This is a genomic window from Afipia sp. GW821-FHT14H12 (assembly GCF_058803465.1).
On record NZ_JBXAOZ010000001.1, the window covers coordinates 1,064,678 to 1,083,381 of the forward strand.

Here is an 18,704-nt window from a genome sequence, read left to right on the forward strand (position 1 = left end):
AACTTTTAGCAGCCGCAAGGCTTCTGCCGTTTGCGGCTCTCTGCTAGGTTCACCCCGCATCCCACCCGCGCGAACAATGCACGTCTGGTTTCGGGAGCATCCGAGACCACGGAGGAATGATGACTGCTGCCACTTTGCAATCGCAGGAAACCACGCGACTGCCGGACATGAAGGTGTCCGTGCGCCAGGTTTTCGGCATCGACACCGATCTTGAGGTCCCCGCTTATTCGGAAGTCGATCCCCATGTGCCGGATGTCGATCCGGATTATCGCTTCGATCGCGCGACCACGCTCGCGATTCTTGCGGGCTTCGCCAAGAACCGCCGCGTGATGGTCACGGGCTTTCACGGCACCGGCAAATCCACGCATATCGAACAGGTAGCCTCGCGGCTGAACTGGCCGTGCGTGCGCGTCAACCTCGACAGCCACATCAGCCGCATCGACCTTGTCGGCAAGGATTCGATCGTGGTGCGCGACGGCAAGCAGGTTACGGAATTCCGTGACGGCATCCTGCCGTGGGCGCTTCAGAACAACATCGCATTGGTGTTCGACGAGTATGACGCTGGTCGTCCCGACGTGATGTTCGTGATCCAGCGCGTACTGGAAGTTTCCGGCCGCCTGACGTTGCTTGACCAGAACAAGGTCATCAAGCCGCATCCAGCGTTCCGCCTGTTCGCGACCGCCAACACCATCGGTCTCGGCGACACGTCGGGCCTCTATCACGGCACCCAGCAGATCAACCAGGGCCAGATGGACCGCTGGTCGATCGTCACCACGCTGAATTACCTGCCGCACGACGAAGAAGTCGAGATCGTGCTCGCCAAGGCGAAGCACTATCGCAACGACGCCGGCCGCGACATCGTCAACAAGATGGTGCGGCTTGCGGACCTCACGCGCAACGCTTTCGCCAATGGCGATCTCTCCACCGTGATGAGCCCGCGTACGGTCATCACCTGGGCCGAAAACGCGGAGATCTTCGGCGACCTCGGCTTTGCGTTCCGGGTCACCTTCCTCAACAAGTGCGACGAACTGGAGCGCCCGCTGGTGGCTGAATTCTATCAGCGCTGCTTCAACGTCGATCTGCCGGAAAGTGCTGTCAACGTCGCACTGAGCTGAGCTGAATAGATGCCCAAGATCGCTGTCGAGCGGACTGTCGGCGAGACGAACAGAGCCGTGCTGAAGGGGCTTTGGAGCTACAATACGGAGAAGTTGGGAAAACACCGGCATAAACGGTTTGCCGTCTCCCTGCGCGAAAAGAATGTCATCGTCGGCGGCGTCACCGGCGAAGTCTGGATCAATGTGTTGTTCATCCAGATGTTCTGGATCGAAGCGCGGCTTCGCCGCAAGGATTACGGCACCAGGCTCATTGCAGCGATCGAGGACGCGGCAAGAAAGTTCGGCGCCGTGCGTGCCTATGTCGACACCATGAGCTTTCAGGCTCCCGGTTTCTACCGATCGTGCGGCTATAAGGAATTCGGTTCGATCGACGGTTATCCGCAAGACACGACGCGTCACTGGTTCACGAAAAAGCTATGAGCACCGCGACGACAAACAAGTTCAAGACGGGTCCGAAGGAATCTCCGGCGGAGCCGTTCAAGCGTGCGGTGACGTCCTGCCTGAAGGCGATCGCCAAGAAATCCGAGCTTGACGTTACGTTTTCCGCGGAGCGGCCGGGCATCGCGCCCGGCAAGGCGCGGCTGCCGGAGCCTTCGCGCAAGCTGACCCGGAAGGACGCCGCGATCGTGCGCGGCCATGCGGATTCGATCGCGCTGCGGCTCGCCTGTCACGACCCGAAACTTCACCGCAAGCTTGCGCCGAGCAACCAGCAGGCGCGCGCGGTGTTCGAGGCGATGGAGCAGGCGCGTGTCGAAGCCATCGGTTCGAAGCGGATGGCGGGCGTCGCCAAGAACCTCAACGCGATGCTCGACGACCATTTCCATCGCGGCAAATATGACGAAATCACCGACCGCGCCGATGCGCCGCTGGCGGATGCGCTGGCGATGCTGGTGCGCGAACGCCTGACAGGGCAGGCGCCGCCGGTGGCGGCGCGCCGGATCGTCGATCTGTGGCGGCCGACCCTGGAGGAAAAGGTCGGTCACCGGCTCGATCAGTTGCAGAGCCTCACCGAAGATCAGGCGAAGTTCGGCGAATCCATCCAGGACGTGCTGACCGCGCTCGAACTCAGCGATGAACGAATCGCCGAGCCGGACGAGGATGAGAACGAGGAAGAGGACAAGAAGGGCGGCGACAAGGGCGAGGCCGGTCAGGAGGCTGAGGCCGACAAGGACGAGACGGACGAGATGTCCGCTGACCAGTCACAGTCGCAGAGCGAGGATGCCTCGTCGGACAGCGTCGTCGATGCATCGCAACTCGCCTCCAGTGAGGACTACGACGAAGGCGATATGGGCGAAGAAGAAACGCCCGGCGACGCCACGCGGCCGCACCAGCATGGACGCAACGAGCCAAAAGGGCCGGAATATCATGCCTTTGCGCCGAAATTCGACGAGGTCATTTCCGCAGACGAACTGTGCGACGCCGAGGAACTGACGCGGCTGCGCGGCTATCTCGACAAGCAGCTTGCGCATTTGCAGCATGTGGTCGCGCGCCTTGCCAACCGCCTGCAGCGCCGGCTGATGGCGCAGCAGAACCGGGCATGGGAATTCGATCTTGAGGAAGGCATGCTCGACCCGGCGCGGCTGTCGCGCGTCGTCACCGATCCGTTCCATCCGCTCTCCTTCATGCACGAGAAGGAGGCGACCTTCCGCGATACCGTGGTGACGCTGCTGCTCGACAATTCCGGCTCGATGCGCGGTCGCCCGATCACAGTGGCGGCGACTTGCGCCGACATTCTGGCGCGGACGCTGGAGCGTTGCGGCGTCAAGGTCGAGATTCTTGGCTTCACCACGCGGGCCTGGAAGGGTGGACAATCGCGCGAGGCGTGGCTTGCGGCAGGCAAGCCTGCCAATCCCGGCCGGTTGAACGATCTGCGCCACATCATCTACAAGTCGGCGGACGCCCCGTGGCGTCGCGCGCGGAAGAATCTCGGCCTGATGATGCGCGAGGGGCTTCTCAAGGAGAACATCGACGGCGAGGCCCTCGATTGGGCGCACAAGCGTCTGCTTGCGCGCCCCGAGCAGCGCAAGATTCTGATGATGATCTCGGACGGCGCGCCGGTTGACGATTCAACGCTCTCGGTGAACTCCGGAAACTATCTGGAGCGGCATCTGCGCTGGGTCATCGAGGAGATCGAGACACGCTCGCCCGTGGAATTGATCGCCATCGGCATCGGCCATGATGTCACGCGCTACTACAGACGTGCGGTCACGATCGTAGACGCGGAAGAGCTCGGTGGCGCGATTACCGAAAAGCTCGCCGAACTGTTCAGCGAAACCCATGGCGCGCCTCCGGCAGACCGTCGCCGCAAACTGCACTGAGCAGGCCATGGCGCGCTGCATTTCCCGCCGCGCGTTTCTGGGACGAGCGGTTGGCGGCCTCGCCGCTGCGCAGATCATTCCTTTATTTCAGAACCGTGCGCAGGCGCGACCCGCGGACGCCATCGTTCCGGTCGAAGTCAATGCGCGGGCGATGGGTTCCTTCGACCTGCGCGATCCCTCGCATGTCCGCTTTGGTTCGTTTCAATTCCGCAGCGGATTGGTGCTGACTTCGCCATTCCGCAAATTCGGCGGGCTGTCATCGCTGCATCTCGATGCCGCCGGCGAAAATTTCGTGATGGCGAGTGACAAGGGCGACTGGTTCAACGGACGCCTTGTCTATAGCGGCGATGCTCTGAGCGGCCTGGCCGATGTGAGGTCGGCGCCGATGCGCGACCGCGACGGCCAGCCGCTCGCGGCGAAAGGCTGGTTCGATACCGAATCGCTGACCTTTGATGGATCGATCGCTTATGTCGGGATCGAGCGGGTCAACAAGATCGTGCGGTTCGATTTCGACAAGGGCGGTATCCTGGCGCGTGCGGAGGAGGTCGCCGCGCCGCCGGAAATCGCAAAACTGCCTTATAATCGCGGGCTGGAATCGCTCGTTTATATCGGCAAAGGGCATCGGCTCGCCGGTACGATACTTGCGATTTCCGAACGCTCGCTCGATGCCGACGGCAACATCGCGGCCTTTCTGATCGGCGGTCCTTCGCCTGGTATTTTTCATATCAAGCGGTCGAATGACTTCGACGTCAGTGATGCTACACTGTTGCCGTCAGGGGATGTCCTGCTGCTGGAACGGAAGTTTTCCCTGACCAAGGGAGTTGGCATCCAAGTACGTTGTATACCAGTTTCGACATTTGCCCCGGGTTCACTGGTTGATGGGCCCGTTCTCTTCGCGGCTGATTTAGGTGCTGAAATCGATAACTTCGAAGGCATCGCAGCTCATGTGGCGCGATCCGGAGAGACAGTTATTACATTGATTTCAGATGATAATTTTTCAGTGATCCAAAGAACGCTGCTGGTCCAGTTCACGTTGCTCGACCGGTAAATGCCGCTCTTTGCGCAATTGCAGCAAAATGATGCTCTGCAATAAAATTAAAGGGGGGTGCGACAGAACGCCCTGCGACAGATCGTCTCATCCCCCCATCTGGCATATGTAAAATCTTTCCAGTCCGTTGCACGATCCCTATCGCGGTAGTGCCAATTACCGTTCCAAAATAATCCGGCATCCAAGACCGGCTGGTGTTTCAGGGAGGATATGCATGAGTGTACGTACGAAGACGAGTTATGCCCTTGCCGCATTGCTCGGTGCTGCTGCTTTCGGGCTGGCGCCGATGTCTGCAATGGCGGCGTGGGAGCCTACGCGTCCTGTTGAACTGGTCGTGCCGGCAGGCACGGGCGGCGGCGCCGACCAGATGGCGCGCGTCGTTCAAGGCATCATCAGCAAGCACAATCTGATGAAGCAGCCGATGATCGTCGTGAACAAATCGGGCGGCGCGGGTGGCGAAGGCTTCCTCGACGTCAAGGGTTCGCGCAACAATCCGCACAAGCTGATTATCACGCTGTCGAACCTGTTCACCACGCCGCTCGCGACGGGTATTCCTTTCTCCTACAAGGATCTCACCCCGGTCACGATGATGGCGCTGGATGAATTCATCCTCTGGGTGAATGCGGACAAGCCGTACAAGACCGCGAAGGAATACATCGACGCGATCAAGGCTGCGCCGGATGGCCAGTTCCGCATGGGCGGCACCGGTTCGAAGCAGGAAGACCAGATCATCACCGTCGCGCTTGAAAAGGCGACCGGCAAGAAGCTCACCTACATCCCCTATAAGGGCGGTGGCGAAGTTGCCGTTCAGCTCGTCGGCAATCACATCGACTCCAGCGTGAACAACCCGATCGAAGCCGTGGCGCAGTGGCGCGGTGGCAAGCTGCGTCCGCTCTGCGTGTTCGACAGCAAGACGCTCGCCTACAACGACAAGGTGGCGGGTGATCAGGCCTGGTCCAGCATCCCGACCTGCAAGTCGCAGGGCCTGGACGTTGAATACCTGATGCTGCGTGGTTTCTTCATGGCTCCCGGCGCAACGCCGGAGCAGGTCGCCTACTATGTCGACCTGATGAAGAAGGTGCGCGAGACTCCGGAATGGGCCCAGCTCATGAAGGACGGTGCCTTCAACCAGACCGCCCTCAGCGGTGCTGAGTACCTGAAGTGGGTCGACAATGCTGAGAAGACCCACGAGACCCTGATGAAGGACGCGGGTTTCATCGCGAAGAAGTAAATCATCACAACTGTGAACCCGGCGAACATGACTGTTCGCCGGGCGAACTCTTTCCGCGCAAGGATTCGACTCAATGAGCGAAGCATCACATGACCAGTCGGGCGGCCCGGCTCATCGCACCGTGGAGATGGGTGTTGCCGTTGCCTGCATCATTTTTGGCCTCATCACAATTATAGGAAGCATGCAGGTCGGCATCGGCTGGGGCGCCGAAGGTCCGAAGTCCGGCTTCTTCCCGTTCTATCTCGGTATCATCATCGTGCTGTCGAGCTTGATGAACCTGAACAGCGCCCGCACCATCGATGGCGAGCGCGAGTTTGCCACCTGGTATCAGCTGAAGCAGGTGCTGGCGGTGATTGTTCCGACCGCCGTGTATGTTTTCGTGTTGCCCTACACCGGCATCTATATCGCATCGATGGTGCTGATCGGCGGCTTCATGATGTGGCTCGGTAAATACCCACTGTACAAGGCAGTCCTGTACGGCGTGGGCGTGCCGGTCGGAATCTACTTCATGTTTGAAAAGTGGTTTCTCGTTCCGCTGCCGAAGGGCCCGATCGAGTATTGGCTCGGCCTGTGACGCGAGCAGTGCGCTCGAAACGATAAAAGAGATTTAGGTAGGAAAACGTCCATGCTCGCAGATATCGCCAATCTGTTTCACGGCTTTGCCGTCGTGTTACAGCCATCCAATATTCTGCTGATGATCATAGGCATTTTGCTTGGTGTGATCGTCGGCGTGCTGCCGGGACTAGGCGGCGCCAACGGCATCGCAATTCTGCTGCCGTTGACTTTCAGCATGACGCCGACCGGCGCGATCATCATGCTCTCCTGCATTTACTGGGGAGCGTTGTTCGGCGGAGCCATCACGTCGGTGCTGTTCAACATACCCGGTGAACCGTGGTCGGTGGCCACGACATTCGACGGCTATCCGATGGCCCAGCAGGGCCGCGCGGGTGAGGCGTTGACTGCAGCCTTCACCTCGTCGTTCGTCGGTGCGCTGTTCGCGGTCATCGTCATTACCTTGGTGGCGCCGCTGGTCGCAGAGTTCGCTCTCGAATTCGGTCCGGCTGAAAAGTTCTCGGTGTACTTCCTCGCCTTCTGCAGCTTCATCGGCATGGGTAAGGAACCGCCGTTCAAGACGGTCGCCTCGATGATGATCGGCTTCGCGCTGGCGGCAGTCGGTCTCGATAGCGTCACCGGCCAGTTGCGCCTGACGTTCGGCTTCACCGACCTGCTCAACGGCTTTGACTTCCTGATCGCGGTTATCGGCCTGTTCGGCATCGGTGAGATTCTTCTCACGATGGAAGAAGGCCTCGCGTTCAAGGGCAAGGCTGCGGGCATCAATCCGAAAGTGGTCTGGCAGACCTGGAAGGAGCTTCCGCGCTACTGGATGGTGTCGCTGCGCTCCTGCCTGATCGGCTGCTGGATGGGCATTTCGCCCGCCGGTGCGACGCCGGCCTCGTTCATGAGCTACGGCATCGCCCAACGCATCTCGAAGCGTGGCCATAATTTCGGCAACGGCGAGATCGAAGGCGTGGTTGCACCGGAAACTGCGGCGCATGCCGCGGGCACTTCCGCGTTGCTGCCGATGCTGGCGCTCGGCGTTCCGGGTTCGCCGACGGCTGCGGTGCTGCTCGGCGGTCTCCTGATCTGGGGTCTGCAGCCGGGACCGCTGCTGTTCGTCGAACAGCCGGACTTCGTCTGGGGCCTGATCGCTTCCATGTACCTCGGCAACCTCGTCGGCCTGATCCTGGTGCTGACCTGCGTGCCGTTGTTCGCGGCGATCCTGCGCATCCCGTTCAGCATCATCGCTCCGGTCATTCTCGTGATCTGCGCGATTGGTGCCTACACAGTGCACAACTCCAGCTTCGACGTGATCCTGATGCTCATCTTCGGCATCGTCGGTTACTTCATGAAGAAGACGGGTTATCCGCTCGCGCCGATGGTTCTGGCCATCGTGCTCGGCGACAAGGCGGAAGAAGCGTTCCGTCAGTCGCTGTTGGCCTCGAGCGGCCACCTCAGCGTCTTCTTCTCGAACGGGCTGGTCTCGACGATCATGGTTCTGGGTCTCGTCGCCCTGTTCTGGGGTGTGATCTCTGACCTCTGGGCGAAGCTCCGCAAGCCGGCGAAGGCTGCGGCCTGATCTGCACTCAATCTCCTCTCGAGGCGAAAGCCTCGGGAGGATCAAATGCCACCAACAACGAAAAAGCCGGATCGAACGATCCGGCTTTTTTTAATGCTGTCTGCAGGCTATCGAAGCGCAGAGGCCGCCTTGTCCAGGCTCAGTTCGCTGCGGCGAGCTTCTTCTTCTCGATCTGACGCTTCAGATCAGCGGCCTTCGGCGACAGGGTCGCCACATTGGCCTTGAGCAGGAAGGCATCGAGGCCGCCATTGTGGTCGACGCTCTTCAGCGCGTTGGTGGACACCCGCAGGCGCACCGACTGGCCGAGCGTCTCGGAGATCAGCGTGACGTTGCACAGGTTCGGCAGGAACCGGCGCTTGGTCTTGATGTTCGAATGGCTGACCCTGTGGCCAACCTGCGGCCCCTTGGCCGTCAACTCGCAGCGCCGTGACATGGCGAAATCCTTGTGTCTCCCGGAGCCAGAAAAGGCCCGCGCGGGGGTTGCTACCGTCCATTTCAGGAACCGCGGACGTATAGTCGGAGGGTGGCTCAGCGTCAAGACGGCGGAGGCGCCGAAATGCCCGAAAACGCCGGGAGAATAGCGATTTTATGAACAAAGCCAAGCATTTCCCAACATATAATCGGCGCAATCAAGCGGAAGACAATGCTTTTGCCGGTTCCCGATTTTGTTGCCGGCGGTGACGCATTGCCCGGACGGATCAGGACTCTCATTTGATGGATTTTTTCGATCGAGGCCTCTGGAGCCGGCTGCTTTACGTCGCGCCGATGCTTCTTCTGAGCGGCCCTGCTCATGCGCAGGGCCGGCTGGACGCCAAATATCAGGCGACCTTGAGCGGAATCGTCATCGGCAAGGGCAACTGGACGATCGTGATCGGTGACAAGGATTATTCGGGATTGACGTCCGGCGGCACCACGGGGCTCGTCAAGGCCATCGGCGGCGGGCACGGCACGGGATCTGCGCAAGGCAAGGTGCTCGCGGGCCGATTGGTGCCGGAGGCCTATCTGAGCTCGGTGTTCTACGGCAAGAAGAACGAGACCATCCGGATCGCCTTTGCCGGTGAGCGCGTGACGGCTTCGACCATCGAGCCTGAACCGCCTCCGACGCCGGATCGTATTCCGGTGATGGATGCCCAGCGGCGCAGCGTGAGCGACCCGATGTCGGGGGTGATGTTTGTAGCGCCGGGCAAGGACGAACTGCCCAGCCCGCAAGGCTGCGCCACCGGGGCGGCGATCTTCGACGGGCGGATGCGCTACGATCTGCAGCTCGCCTTCAAGGCGCTGGAGACGGTGACGCTGGCCAACGGCGCAAGGCTTTCGACGGTCGTCTGTTCGGTGAGCTTCAAACCGCTGGCGGGCTATGTGCCGTCGCGCGCGGCGATCAAATATCTGGTCAAGCGCCAGGACATGGATGTGGCGCTTGCGCCGATCGCGGGCACACGGGTGATGGTGCCGGTGCGGGTGCGGATTCCGACACCCATTGGCCTTGGTATGGTGCAGGCGACCGAATTCAACACCGCAGCGCAGTCGCAGGCATCGAAGCGCGCCAACTAGATTCTCGCCTCGCGATGGCTTGACTCACAGGGCAAACGGAGTCCTCCGTGCAATTAAGGAATCGCCGCGTGTTACGCTCAATTCATCGCCCCGGAATCCGCGATCTGGTGGCAGAGCAATACTGCTCACACGACATCTTGCGGTGAACGAAGCCGGACACGACATGAGTCAGCGATTCGGGCTGCTTTCGTTCCGGACTCGTTCCAATCCTGAATTCTCAAGGCATTCCGAGCCGAAAAGCGTCGCGTTGTGAAACACTCCTCTCCTTCAACCACTCATCTTCGGCCAGATCGGGCGCCCGGCGCAGGGGTGACGGCCGTGTTGGGCCCGACCAACACCGGCAAGACGCATCTGGCGATCGAGCGGATGCTTGCGCATTCCTCGGGGATGATCGGCCTGCCGCTGCGGCTTCTCGCGCGTGAGGTCTACAACAAGATCGCCGCGCGCGTCGGCGCGGACTCCGTGGCGCTGATCACCGGCGAGGAGAAGATCAAGCCGCCGAAGGCGCGCTATTGGGTATCGACCGTCGAGGCGATGCCGCGCGATCTTGATGTGTCGTTTCTCGCGGTCGATGAAATCCAGATCGCGGCCGATCTCGAACGTGGCCATGTCTTCACCGACCGCATGCTGCATCGGCGCGGCCGCGACGAGACGCTGCTGCTCGGCGCCGCGACGATGCGGCCTTTGATTGAGCGGCTGTTGCCCGGCGCGAATATCGTGACGCGGCCGCGATTGTCGCTTTTGGAATTCGCGGGCGACCGCAAGATTACGCGCCAGCCGCGCCGCACCGCGATTGTCGCGTTCTCCGCAGATGAAGTGTATGCCATCGCCGAACTGATCCGGCGCCAGCATGGCGGCGCGGCGGTGGTGCTGGGTTCGCTGAGCCCACGCACCCGCAACGCGCAGGTGGAGATGTTCCAGTCCGGTGATGTCGATTATCTCGTTGCCACGGACGCGGTGGGGATGGGCCTCAACCTCGATGTCGATCACGTCGCCTTTGCATCGGACCGCAAATATGACGGCTATCAGTTCCGCCGTCTGACGCCCGCCGAATTCGCCCAGATCGCGGGCCGTGCGGGCCGCGCTACGCGCAATGGTACGTTCGGAACGACAGGACGCTGCGCGCCGTTCGAGCCGGAATTGGTGAACGCGTTGCAGAATCACACCTTCGACAGCGTGAAGATGCTGCAATGGAGGAACACCGCGCTCGACTTCTCGTCGCTCGCGGCGTTGCAGGTGTCGCTCGCGGCGGCACCGGGACACGAGGCATTGACGCGCTCGCCGCTCGGCGAAGACCAGCGCGTGCTCGATCATGCGTCGCGCGACCCTGAAGTGCGCGACATGGCGGTGGATGCAGATGCGGTCGAGAAGCTATGGGAGGCCTGTCTGGTTCCCGATTACCGGAAATTATCGCCCGCCGCTCATGCCGAACTCGTCACGGCGCTGTTTACCTTTCTGATGCGCAAGGGCCGGATTCCGGATCAATGGTTCGCGACCCAGGTGGCGCAGGCGGACCGGATCGACGGCGATATCGACACCTTGTCCGCGCGGATTTCACAAATCCGGACCTGGACCTTTGCCGCCAACCGCCCCGACTGGCTCTCCGACCCCCTTTATTGGCAGGAAACCACCCGTGCGGTGGAGGATAAATTGTCTGATGCACTGCATTCGAGGCTAACTGAGCGTTTCGTTGATCGCCGGACCAGTGTATTGATGCGCCGCTTGCGGGAAAACACGATGTTGACGACTGAAATTGGAAAGACCGGCGAAGTCACCGTTGAGGGCCATGTGATCGGCCGCCTCGATGGCTTCATGTTTGCGCCAGATGCCGCCGAGGCGGGATCCGAGGCGAAGGCGTTGCAGGCCACCGCGCTCAAGGCGCTGGCGGGCGAGATCGATGCGCGCGCGGAGAAGCTCTCTGCGGCTGCCGACGATCAGTTCGCGCTGGCCTCCGATGGCACGCTGCGCTGGACCGGCGATGCGGTCGGCAAGCTCACCGCCGCGGACGATGTGTTGCATCCGCGTATCCGCATCATTGCCGACGAGCGCCTCACCGGGGCATCGCGCGATGCGGTACAGGCGCGGCTCGATCTGTGGTTCAAGACCCATGTCGAAAAGATTCTCGGGCCGATGTTCGACCTCTCGAAGGCCGAGGATGTCACCGGCATCGCGCGCGGCATCGCCTTCCAACTCGTCGAGGCGCTCGGCGTGCTGGAGCGGCCGAAGATCGCGGCCGAGATGAAGGATCTCGATCAGCCGTCGCGCGCAACATTGCGCAAATACGGCGTGCGGTTCGGCGCCTATCATATTTTCTTCCCGGCGCTCTTGAAGCCCGGTGCACGCACGCTGGCGTCGCTGTTGTGGGCGCTGAAGCAGGACGAGATTGACATGAACGCGCTTGGCGGCGCGCAGCATCTCGGGGCCTCGGGCCGTACATCATTCCCGGCGGACAAGGCGTTGTCGCAGGATGCCTATCGTGTGCTCGGCTACAAGCTCGCGGGTGAGCGCGCGGTCCGCGTCGATATTCTCGAGCGGCTGGCCGATCTTATTCGTCCCGCTCTGTCGTGGCGTCCCGGCACCGGCGCGGAGAGGCCCGCAGGTGCGTTCGACGGCCGCTCGTTCACGGTCACGCAGGCGATGACATCGCTCACCGGTTCAGCAGGTGAGGATTTTGCCTCCGTGCTGCGCTCGCTCGGCTATCGCATGGACCGCCGCGCGCCGTTGCCGGAGGAGCCAAAGCCTGCGGAAACACCTGCCACTGCCGCGACCGAAACCGAATCCGCTGCTTTGCAGGCAGATGCCACCCCCGAAGCGGCAACCGAAACTGCTGCTGTCGAGACTGCGTCAGTGGAGGCCGAGGTGGCGGCAGAGACCGCCGTCGATCTCGCGAGCGCTACGAAGTTGCCGGAAGTCGCATTCGCACCGGCAGAGGCTGAACCGGCAAGTGAGGAAACGCCTGCCGCAGAAGGCGTGGAAACATCGCAGCCCGATACGGCAGCAACTTCCGTAGAAGCTGCTTCGTCCGACGGAACTGTACCCGCCGCCACACCTGCGGAGCCGGAGCTTGTCGAAGTGTGGCGTCCTGCGGGTCGCCACGACGAGCGCCGTCATCACCATGATCGCAACCGTCATCACCGCCACCAGCCGCGCGCGGCGACGCCGGAGGGAGGAACTGCCGAGGCGGGAGACAAGGCCGAGCGTTCGGGTGGACCGCGTCGCCATCACCGCGATCGTGCGCGGGAAGACCGCAAGCCGCGTCCGGAAGGAGAGGGCGCTCAGGCGCGTGGTCCGCGCGAGGAGCGCGGCGATCGTCCACATCAGCGCTTCAAGGGCAAAGGCAAGTTCGAGGGCAAGCGCGAGGGCCGTGACCGCAAGGACAACGGTTCAAACTTCCGCACCTTCGCGACCAGCGCGCCGCGTGAGCGCGAGCGCGTGGCCGATCCGAACTCGCCATTCGCCAAGCTCGCCGCGCTTAAGGAACAACTCGGCAATCGCAAGGACTGACACGCGCATTTGGATCGCCAGCGTCTCGACAAATGGCTATGGCATGCACGGATCGTGCGCACGCGTGGCGATGCGGCGAAACTGGTGTCGGGTGGCCGGGTCCGTCTCAACAGCCTGCGGCAGACTTCACCCGGCCATGCGTTGAAATCCGGTGATGTGCTGACGGTGGTGCTCGATACGCGGGTCCGTATCTTGAGGGTCGCCGCTTTCAGCGAACGGCGAGGCGATGCGCCATCAGCGCAGAGCCTCTATGACGAATTGAACGGGAAAGAGAAGTAACTATCTGCGATAGCAGAGGCTTCATTCTCTTGCGGCGCTGCATATCCTGCGCTAGGCCAACACCCGAATTTAGAAAGGTTCCGGAGATCTGGATGACTTACGTCGTCACCGAAAATTGCATCAAGTGCAAATACATGGACTGCGTTGAGGTGTGTCCCGTCGACTGCTTCTACGAAGGCGAGAACATGCTCGTGATCCATCCGGACGAATGTATCGATTGCGGCGTGTGCGAGCCGGAATGCCCGGCGGAAGCGATCAAGCCCGATACCGAGGCCGATCTGGAGAAATGGCTCGGCGTGAACGCCGAATACGCCAAGACCTGGCCCAATATTACCCAGAAAAAGGACGCGCCTGCCGACGCCAAGGAGTTCGATGGGGCCGAGGGCAAGTTCGATAATTATTTCTCGCCCAACCCCGGCACCGGGGACTGAAACGGCCCAAGCACGGAATCCTCTTAACCGTAGTTGGTGGCGCACCTTCCGGCGACGGTATCGATACACCTCAACTGTCCATAAACCTTTGATTTTTGCGGAAAATGTGCTATTATTGGCACATTCCGTCGGTTGTTCACGCCTTGTCCGCTTCCGGATACCGGCGTCGAAGGGCAACCGGGTCGATCAGGGGCGTGGCGGTTCCACGCAAGGCGCCGTGGCAGACAAATCGCGTCATAACAAAACCAAAGCAACCAAAGACAAGCACTCCGGCAAGACGCCCGCCCGTGGCGCCTCCGGCAAGAAGGCTGCCGCCGTGGCAGCCAGCACCTCAAAAAGCAAAAGAAGTGTAATGCCAGCAAAGAAGACCACCAAGCCTGCCGCGAAGTCCCCTGCCAAGGGAGCGGCGAAGCCGGCCGCTGCCAAAACCAAACCGGCCGTCAAGCCGGTTGCCAAGGCCCCCGTCAAACCCGCCGCGAAGGCTGCGCCGAAGCCGGTGGTGAAGCCGGCCGCCAAGCCGGTGGCGAAGGTGGAGGAACCGAAGAAGGTTCTGACGCAGCGCCAGGGCTTCAAGACCAATGAATTCGTCGTCTATCCGGCGCACGGCGTCGGTCAGATTCTTGCGATCGAGGAGCAGGAGATCGCGGGTGCGACGCTGGAGCTGTTCGTTATCAGCTTCATCAAGGACAAGATGACGCTGCGCGTGCCCACCGCGAAGGTCATCAATGTCGGCATGCGCAAGCTGTCGGACCCTGCACTCGTCAAGCGTGCGCTGGAGACGTTGAAGGGCCGTGCGCGCATCAAGCGGACGATGTGGTCGCGCCGCGCGCAGGAATACGAAGCGAAAATCAATTCGGGCGACATCGTCGCCATCGCCGAAGTCGTGCGCGATCTTTATCGCTCGGAGTCGCAGCCCGAACAGTCCTACAGCGAACGCCAGCTTTATGAAGCGGCGCTCGATCGCCTGTCGCGCGAGATCGCGGTGGTGCAGCACATCACCGAGACCGAAGCGGTCAAGGAAGTCGAAGCCAATCTCGCCAAGAGTCCGCGCCGCGGTGCGGCCAAGGCGGAAGCCAGTGCCGATGCGGTGGGCGAAGCCTCCGACGACGATGGCGACGACGACGATTCCCTCAGCGAGGACGAGGCGGCCTGAGTGCAGCCATCCGATCGATTTAAAAACCCGGCCTCGCGGCCGGGTTTTTTATTGCCTCGCAGAAAATGAAAGCCGCTTGTGGGGGCTTCAATCCACGACGATCTTGACGCGGTCGTTCGGCCTGAGCGCCGCGCGCTGGTCCAGACCGTTGATGATCCGGAAACGCTCCAGCGGGCGGTCGACGCCCTGCATCCGCCGCGACATCGATTCCACGGTGTCACCGGGCTTCACCAAGACGATCTTGACGCGCAGCGGCCGGGCCGCCTGGATTTCGGCGAGAGTCAGGCGGCGGAACGAATTGACCGTCTCCCGGAACGACTTCTCGGCATCTCCCGTCTTGTCCTTCGCCGCGAAAATGAAACGATAGACATCGCCGCCGACACGCAGCGCGTAGATGCGGAATTGCCACTGATCGCTGCTGGCGGCTGCGGTCGCGGCAGGATAGCCGCCGATGGTGCTTTCCTCGACGGAGCTTTTGTCGACGTTCTCCATCCAGCCGGAATTGAGATAGGACGACAGCGGCAATTCCTGCGGCACACGCACCACGTCGAACCGCAGCGCCTGCGTGCCGCCCTCGCGGACGCCGACCACGGCCTGCGCGGTGTTGTCGAGCGTATAGGCCTCGGGTGCGACGAAGGTGAAGCCGAGCTTGGGATGCAGGAAGCGCCGTCCGCGCACGAAGCCCTCGCTGGGGTCTTCGCCGTAGACAAGATTGTCGATCGCGCTGAGATAGGCGTTGCGGTCGCGCTCATGGCTGCCTGACGCGGCATATTGCTTGGCGCTGGTTTCGGCATTCTCCACGCGCTCGGGCGTTGCCGGATGAGAGGACAGGAAATCCTGCGAGCGAGGGTCCGCGGTGTGCGATGTCTTCAGCGCGGCATTGCGCTCCATCGCCGAGAGGAAGCGGGCCGCGCCGTAGGGATCGAAATTGGCCTTCGCCGCAAGTGCTACGCCGATCGCATCGGCTTCGAACTCCTGCGCGCGCGAGAAGCTCGCCATCGTCAGTTTGGTTTTTGCCAGCGCCAGCGCCTGCATGTTGGCGTCGCCGCTGTCCACTTCGCCGACCATATTGTTGACGAGGGCGGCGCGCTTGGCCTGTTCCTCGCGGATCGAGGCGTGCTTGGCGAGCACATGCGCCATTTCATGCGACAGCACGCTGGACAATTCCGAGGTGTCGCTCGCCAGCGCGAGCAATCCGCGTGTGACGTAAAGCTGGCCCGTCGGAAGTGCGAAGGCATTCACCGCGCCTGAATTGAGGATCGTCACCCGATAGGAGAAGTCCGGCCGGTCGGAAGCCGCGACGAGGCGATCCACCGCCTTGGTGATCAGGGCCTGAAGTTTCGGATCGTTATAGGCTCCGCCATAGGAGGCGAGGATGCGCTGATGCTCGCGGTCGGTCGCGCTGGTTTCCGGGGAGGGGCGTGTCGCCTTGATGGTTGGTGGCGGCTTCTCGTTGCCTGAGACCTGGAAGCGGCCCATGTCGGTACAGGCGCTCATTCCGAGCGCAAGGCACAGCACAGCCGCTGCCGCGAAGCGGCCTGCTCCATCATGGTGCGTCAGCGCCTGTCGTCCCACGCGTTATTTGCCTCCGGCCGCAGCCGTCCTTGTGTCGCTGACGAACTCGATCTGGCTGGGGAGCCTCGCTTCCATGCGCGGCCCGCCATGCTGCGAGATCCATCCCCGGACCCGAACCCGCTTCCCCTGCAACGTGGCGGGGGTCATTCCCGCAGCCGCAAAGCTCGCCATCATGCGACGGGAAACGGTCACGGCAAAGCCTTGAATCCGCCGCCGGTCAAAATTCAGATAAACCGTCGCGCCAGCCTGCCGGACGGATAATATTGTACCCTCAACGAGGGCAAAACGGCCAATATATTTCAAGATACCGGCTGTCGCGGCAGCCTCCTGAACGAAGGCGGGCTGTGACCAGACGCCGAGCCGGGAACCCTCGGCACGTGATTCCGCCTCCCTCAATTCCGCCGTGCAGGTCCTATCGCGGGGACTGGCTGATACGATGGCGTGTCCTTCCCCGACGAGCGCGCTCTGCAATGTCATCTCACTGCCGTCGAGCAGCGCGAATGCATGCTGCCGCCCGTAGCGGTCCGGTGCATCATCGATGCCGCGCAAGGTGATCTTTTGCCTGAGGGCATGTTCGCGAAGCCATGCCGTGCCCGCAATCTCGGCAGACTTCGGAACTTCGATTCCGCTCAGGCGAACCTCGCGGCCATCGTCAAGCCGCAGCGTGCGGGCATCGAGAATGGCGGATACCTGTCCCTCGCCCTGAAGGGGACTGTCGCAAGCCGCTTGCGCGGCTGCGCCCGCAAGCGTCACGCTCGATATCGTGGCAAGAAAAAAGAAAATGCGCCGGCAGATCGTTGAGACGCCGGCGCGCATGATGTCAGCGATTGCCCGGATCGGAAATCACACCGCGGGCAACGAGCCTGTTCCAGATGAACAGCACCAGCAGCGCGCCGATCGTTGCGGTGATGAATCCCGCGCCTTGATGGGGACCGTAATGACCGATCGCCTGACCGATCCATGTTGCGACGAAGGCGCCGACAATGCCGAGCACGGTGGTCAGGATAAATCCTGACGGGTTGTTTGGGCCGGGAGACAAAAAGCGCGCTAGGATGCCGGCAACGAACCCGACCAGAATGATGTAGAGCATTGCGAATTCCTTTTGCAAAAGACGGGGAGACACAGCTGGCTTACAGCCAGCGCGACACTTCCTGTGCGTTCGGCAGCCGGCCATCGGGCGTGAGCTGATGGATGATGTTCGGGAGCTGCTGCGCCAGTCCTTCGAGCAGTTCATCGCGTGACAGACCGGTCTGGGTGGTCAGTGTGTTGATCTGGTCGGCGCCGAGTGCGCTCGCCAGATCGCCCGATGAAATCTGTTTGTTGGCGCCGGGCCCGACCCAGGAATTGGCGGCGTCGCCATGGCCCGCATCCTGGAATTGTTTGAGCAGGTCATTGAGGCCGCCGCTCAGCACGCTGCCGGCCGCGCCACCGGCCAAGAGGCCGCCGAGTACGCCACCGAGATTGCCCTGCAGGAGTCCCCCGAGGCCGCCGCTCAGGCCCCCGGTCGCCATGCCCCCACTTGGAGCAGTCGTGCTTCCGGGCAAGGTTGAGTTGCCGCCCGTGGGCGCGGTCGCCGTGCCGGTCGAGCCGGTGACATGCTTGACGGCTTTGTAGGCAAGCAGGGCCAGGACTGCCATGGTTATTGGCGACATGCCGCCGGAGGCGGTGGGGTCTTTCGGGCCGCGCGGCCCATTCTGCATCCCGTTGAGAACATCAAGCAAACCCATGACAACCTCCTTCGGTACCTAGTTCCATTCAGGATAGGTGCGACTAAAACACCCGACAAGGGAATGGCTGGCTACAATTTGCACAATGCCGCCACGACAGTGTGACGCCTTCAAGACGTCGATACCATCGACTGGAGGAGGGGGCAGGAGCGAGACTTCGCTCAGCGCCGGCGCTTGCGGGCTGCCTTGCGCTTTTGCACCGGACGCTTGGAAGTCTTGCGTGCCGTCTTTCTAGTGGCCTTCTTCGCGGTTTTCCGGGTGCTCTTTTTGGCCGCTTTACGGCCGGTCTTTTTCTTGGGGACTTTCTTGCCTGCTTTGCGTGCCTCGGAGAGCCCGATGGCGATCGCCTGTTTGCGGCTCTTCACCTTCTTTCCGCTGCGGCCGCTCTTGAGCGTGCCGGCCTTGCGCTTCTTCATCGCGCTTTCAACCTTGCGGGCTGCGCCCTTGGAGTATTTTCTCGCCATGTCATGCTCCTGTTGGTTGAAATAAAATCCGCAGGCTCCCGCCTGGTTCCCAATTTCCAGATTTCGCCGTCAAGTCGAGGTATCTTTGGTCCCAAGGATAGAGGTCGAGAGGGGATGTCCGCTGGCGAGAGTGGAACCGCTCTGGTATCAACGTGCGGCGCACCGCGAAGA

The 18,704-nt window shown here is 61.7% G+C and carries 18 protein-coding genes; 12 read left to right on the forward strand and 6 right to left on the reverse strand.

Annotated elements, in window-relative coordinates; translation table 11 throughout:
• The first annotated feature begins 116 nt into the window (after positions 1 to 116).
• The 7 genes from cobS (at position 117) to AC1RNA_RS05340 (ending at position 7,849) form a co-directional block, all read left to right on the forward strand.
• A complete protein-coding gene (cobS, locus tag AC1RNA_RS05310) occupies positions 117 to 1,115 on the forward strand; it encodes a cobaltochelatase subunit CobS (RefSeq protein ID WP_156186940.1) in 999 nt (332 codons plus the stop codon).
• A gap of 9 nt (positions 1,116 to 1,124) precedes the next feature.
• Entirely contained in the window at positions 1,125 to 1,535 is a 411-nt protein-coding gene (locus tag AC1RNA_RS05315) for a GNAT family N-acetyltransferase (RefSeq protein WP_009338302.1), read from the forward strand.
• Positions 1,532 to 3,433, forward strand: coding sequence for a cobaltochelatase subunit CobT (gene cobT, locus AC1RNA_RS05320; RefSeq protein WP_009338300.1), 1,902 nt, complete (start codon positions 1,532 to 1,534; stop codon positions 3,431 to 3,433). The genes AC1RNA_RS05315 and cobT overlap by 4 nt, the downstream gene beginning before the upstream one ends.
• A 7-nt stretch (positions 3,434 to 3,440) precedes the next feature.
• Positions 3,441 to 4,481, forward strand: coding sequence for an esterase-like activity of phytase family protein (locus tag AC1RNA_RS05325; protein ID WP_009338298.1), 1,041 nt, complete (start codon positions 3,441 to 3,443; stop codon positions 4,479 to 4,481).
• Positions 4,482 to 4,695: 214 nt separating this feature from the next.
• A complete protein-coding gene (locus AC1RNA_RS05330; RefSeq protein WP_009338296.1) occupies positions 4,696 to 5,712 on the forward strand; it encodes a Bug family tripartite tricarboxylate transporter substrate binding protein in 1,017 nt (338 codons plus the stop codon).
• 73 nt (positions 5,713 to 5,785) lie between these two features.
• Positions 5,786 to 6,286, forward strand: coding sequence for a tripartite tricarboxylate transporter TctB family protein (locus tag AC1RNA_RS05335; protein WP_009338294.1), 501 nt, complete (start codon positions 5,786 to 5,788; stop codon positions 6,284 to 6,286).
• A gap of 51 nt (positions 6,287 to 6,337) precedes the next feature.
• Positions 6,338 to 7,849, forward strand: coding sequence for a tripartite tricarboxylate transporter permease (locus AC1RNA_RS05340; protein ID WP_009338292.1), 1,512 nt, complete (start codon positions 6,338 to 6,340; stop codon positions 7,847 to 7,849).
• Positions 7,850 to 7,988: 139 nt separating this feature from the next.
• Here AC1RNA_RS05340 and rpmB read toward each other — a convergent pair whose 3' ends face one another.
• Complete coding sequence (gene rpmB, locus AC1RNA_RS05345; RefSeq protein ID WP_009338290.1) at positions 7,989 to 8,282, reverse strand: 50S ribosomal protein L28; 294 nt, start codon at positions 8,280 to 8,282, stop codon at positions 7,989 to 7,991.
• A gap of 281 nt (positions 8,283 to 8,563) precedes the next feature.
• Here rpmB and AC1RNA_RS05350 point away from each other — a divergent pair, with 281 nt between their 5' ends.
• The 5 genes from AC1RNA_RS05350 to AC1RNA_RS05370 all read left to right on the forward strand — a co-directional run bounded on the left by AC1RNA_RS05350 (position 8,564) and on the right by AC1RNA_RS05370 (position 14,767).
• Positions 8,564 to 9,400, forward strand: coding sequence for a DUF3108 domain-containing protein (locus tag AC1RNA_RS05350; RefSeq protein ID WP_009338288.1), 837 nt, complete (start codon positions 8,564 to 8,566; stop codon positions 9,398 to 9,400).
• A 318-nt stretch (positions 9,401 to 9,718) separates the two neighbouring features.
• A complete protein-coding gene (locus tag AC1RNA_RS05355; RefSeq protein ID WP_009338286.1) occupies positions 9,719 to 12,904 on the forward strand; it encodes a helicase-related protein in 3,186 nt (1,061 codons plus the stop codon).
• A 9-nt stretch (positions 12,905 to 12,913) separates the two neighbouring features.
• On the forward strand, positions 12,914 to 13,183 hold the full coding sequence (locus tag AC1RNA_RS05360) for an RNA-binding S4 domain-containing protein (RefSeq protein WP_040297828.1): 270 nt from the start codon (positions 12,914 to 12,916) through the stop codon (positions 13,181 to 13,183).
• A 92-nt stretch (positions 13,184 to 13,275) separates the two neighbouring features.
• The gene (gene fdxA, locus AC1RNA_RS05365) at positions 13,276 to 13,614 is read left to right on the forward strand and encodes a ferredoxin FdxA (protein WP_009338285.1); all 339 of its coding nucleotides are present in this window, start codon (positions 13,276 to 13,278) and stop codon (positions 13,612 to 13,614) included.
• A gap of 217 nt (positions 13,615 to 13,831) precedes the next feature.
• Positions 13,832 to 14,767 carry a CarD family transcriptional regulator gene (locus AC1RNA_RS05370; RefSeq protein ID WP_083801640.1) on the forward strand — a complete coding sequence of 312 codons (936 nt, stop codon included), beginning with the start codon at positions 13,832 to 13,834 and terminating at the stop codon, positions 14,765 to 14,767.
• An 87-nt stretch (positions 14,768 to 14,854) separates the two neighbouring features.
• Here the strand turns inward: AC1RNA_RS05370 and AC1RNA_RS05375 are convergent, their stop codons facing one another.
• The 5 genes from AC1RNA_RS05375 to AC1RNA_RS05395 all read right to left on the reverse strand — a co-directional run bounded on the left by AC1RNA_RS05375 (position 14,855) and on the right by AC1RNA_RS05395 (position 18,533).
• A complete protein-coding gene (locus tag AC1RNA_RS05375) occupies positions 14,855 to 16,342 on the reverse strand; it encodes a M48 family metalloprotease (protein WP_492950421.1) in 1,488 nt (495 codons plus the stop codon).
• 3 nt (positions 16,343 to 16,345) lie between these two features.
• Complete coding sequence (locus AC1RNA_RS05380; RefSeq protein WP_492950422.1) at positions 16,346 to 17,095, reverse strand: thermonuclease family protein; 750 nt, start codon at positions 17,093 to 17,095, stop codon at positions 16,346 to 16,348.
• 67 nt (positions 17,096 to 17,162) lie between these two features.
• Positions 17,163 to 17,432 carry a GlsB/YeaQ/YmgE family stress response membrane protein gene (locus AC1RNA_RS05385; protein WP_009338278.1) on the reverse strand — a complete coding sequence of 90 codons (270 nt, stop codon included), beginning with the start codon at positions 17,430 to 17,432 and terminating at the stop codon, positions 17,163 to 17,165.
• A gap of 40 nt (positions 17,433 to 17,472) precedes the next feature.
• Positions 17,473 to 18,069 (reverse strand): YidB family protein, encoded by a 597-nt coding sequence (locus AC1RNA_RS05390; RefSeq protein ID WP_009338276.1) that lies wholly within the window; start codon positions 18,067 to 18,069, stop codon positions 17,473 to 17,475.
• 161 nt (positions 18,070 to 18,230) lie between these two features.
• Positions 18,231 to 18,533 carry a DUF6496 domain-containing protein gene (locus AC1RNA_RS05395; RefSeq protein ID WP_492950423.1) on the reverse strand — a complete coding sequence of 101 codons (303 nt, stop codon included), beginning with the start codon at positions 18,531 to 18,533 and terminating at the stop codon, positions 18,231 to 18,233.
• Between the last annotated feature and the right edge of the window lie 171 nt (positions 18,534 to 18,704).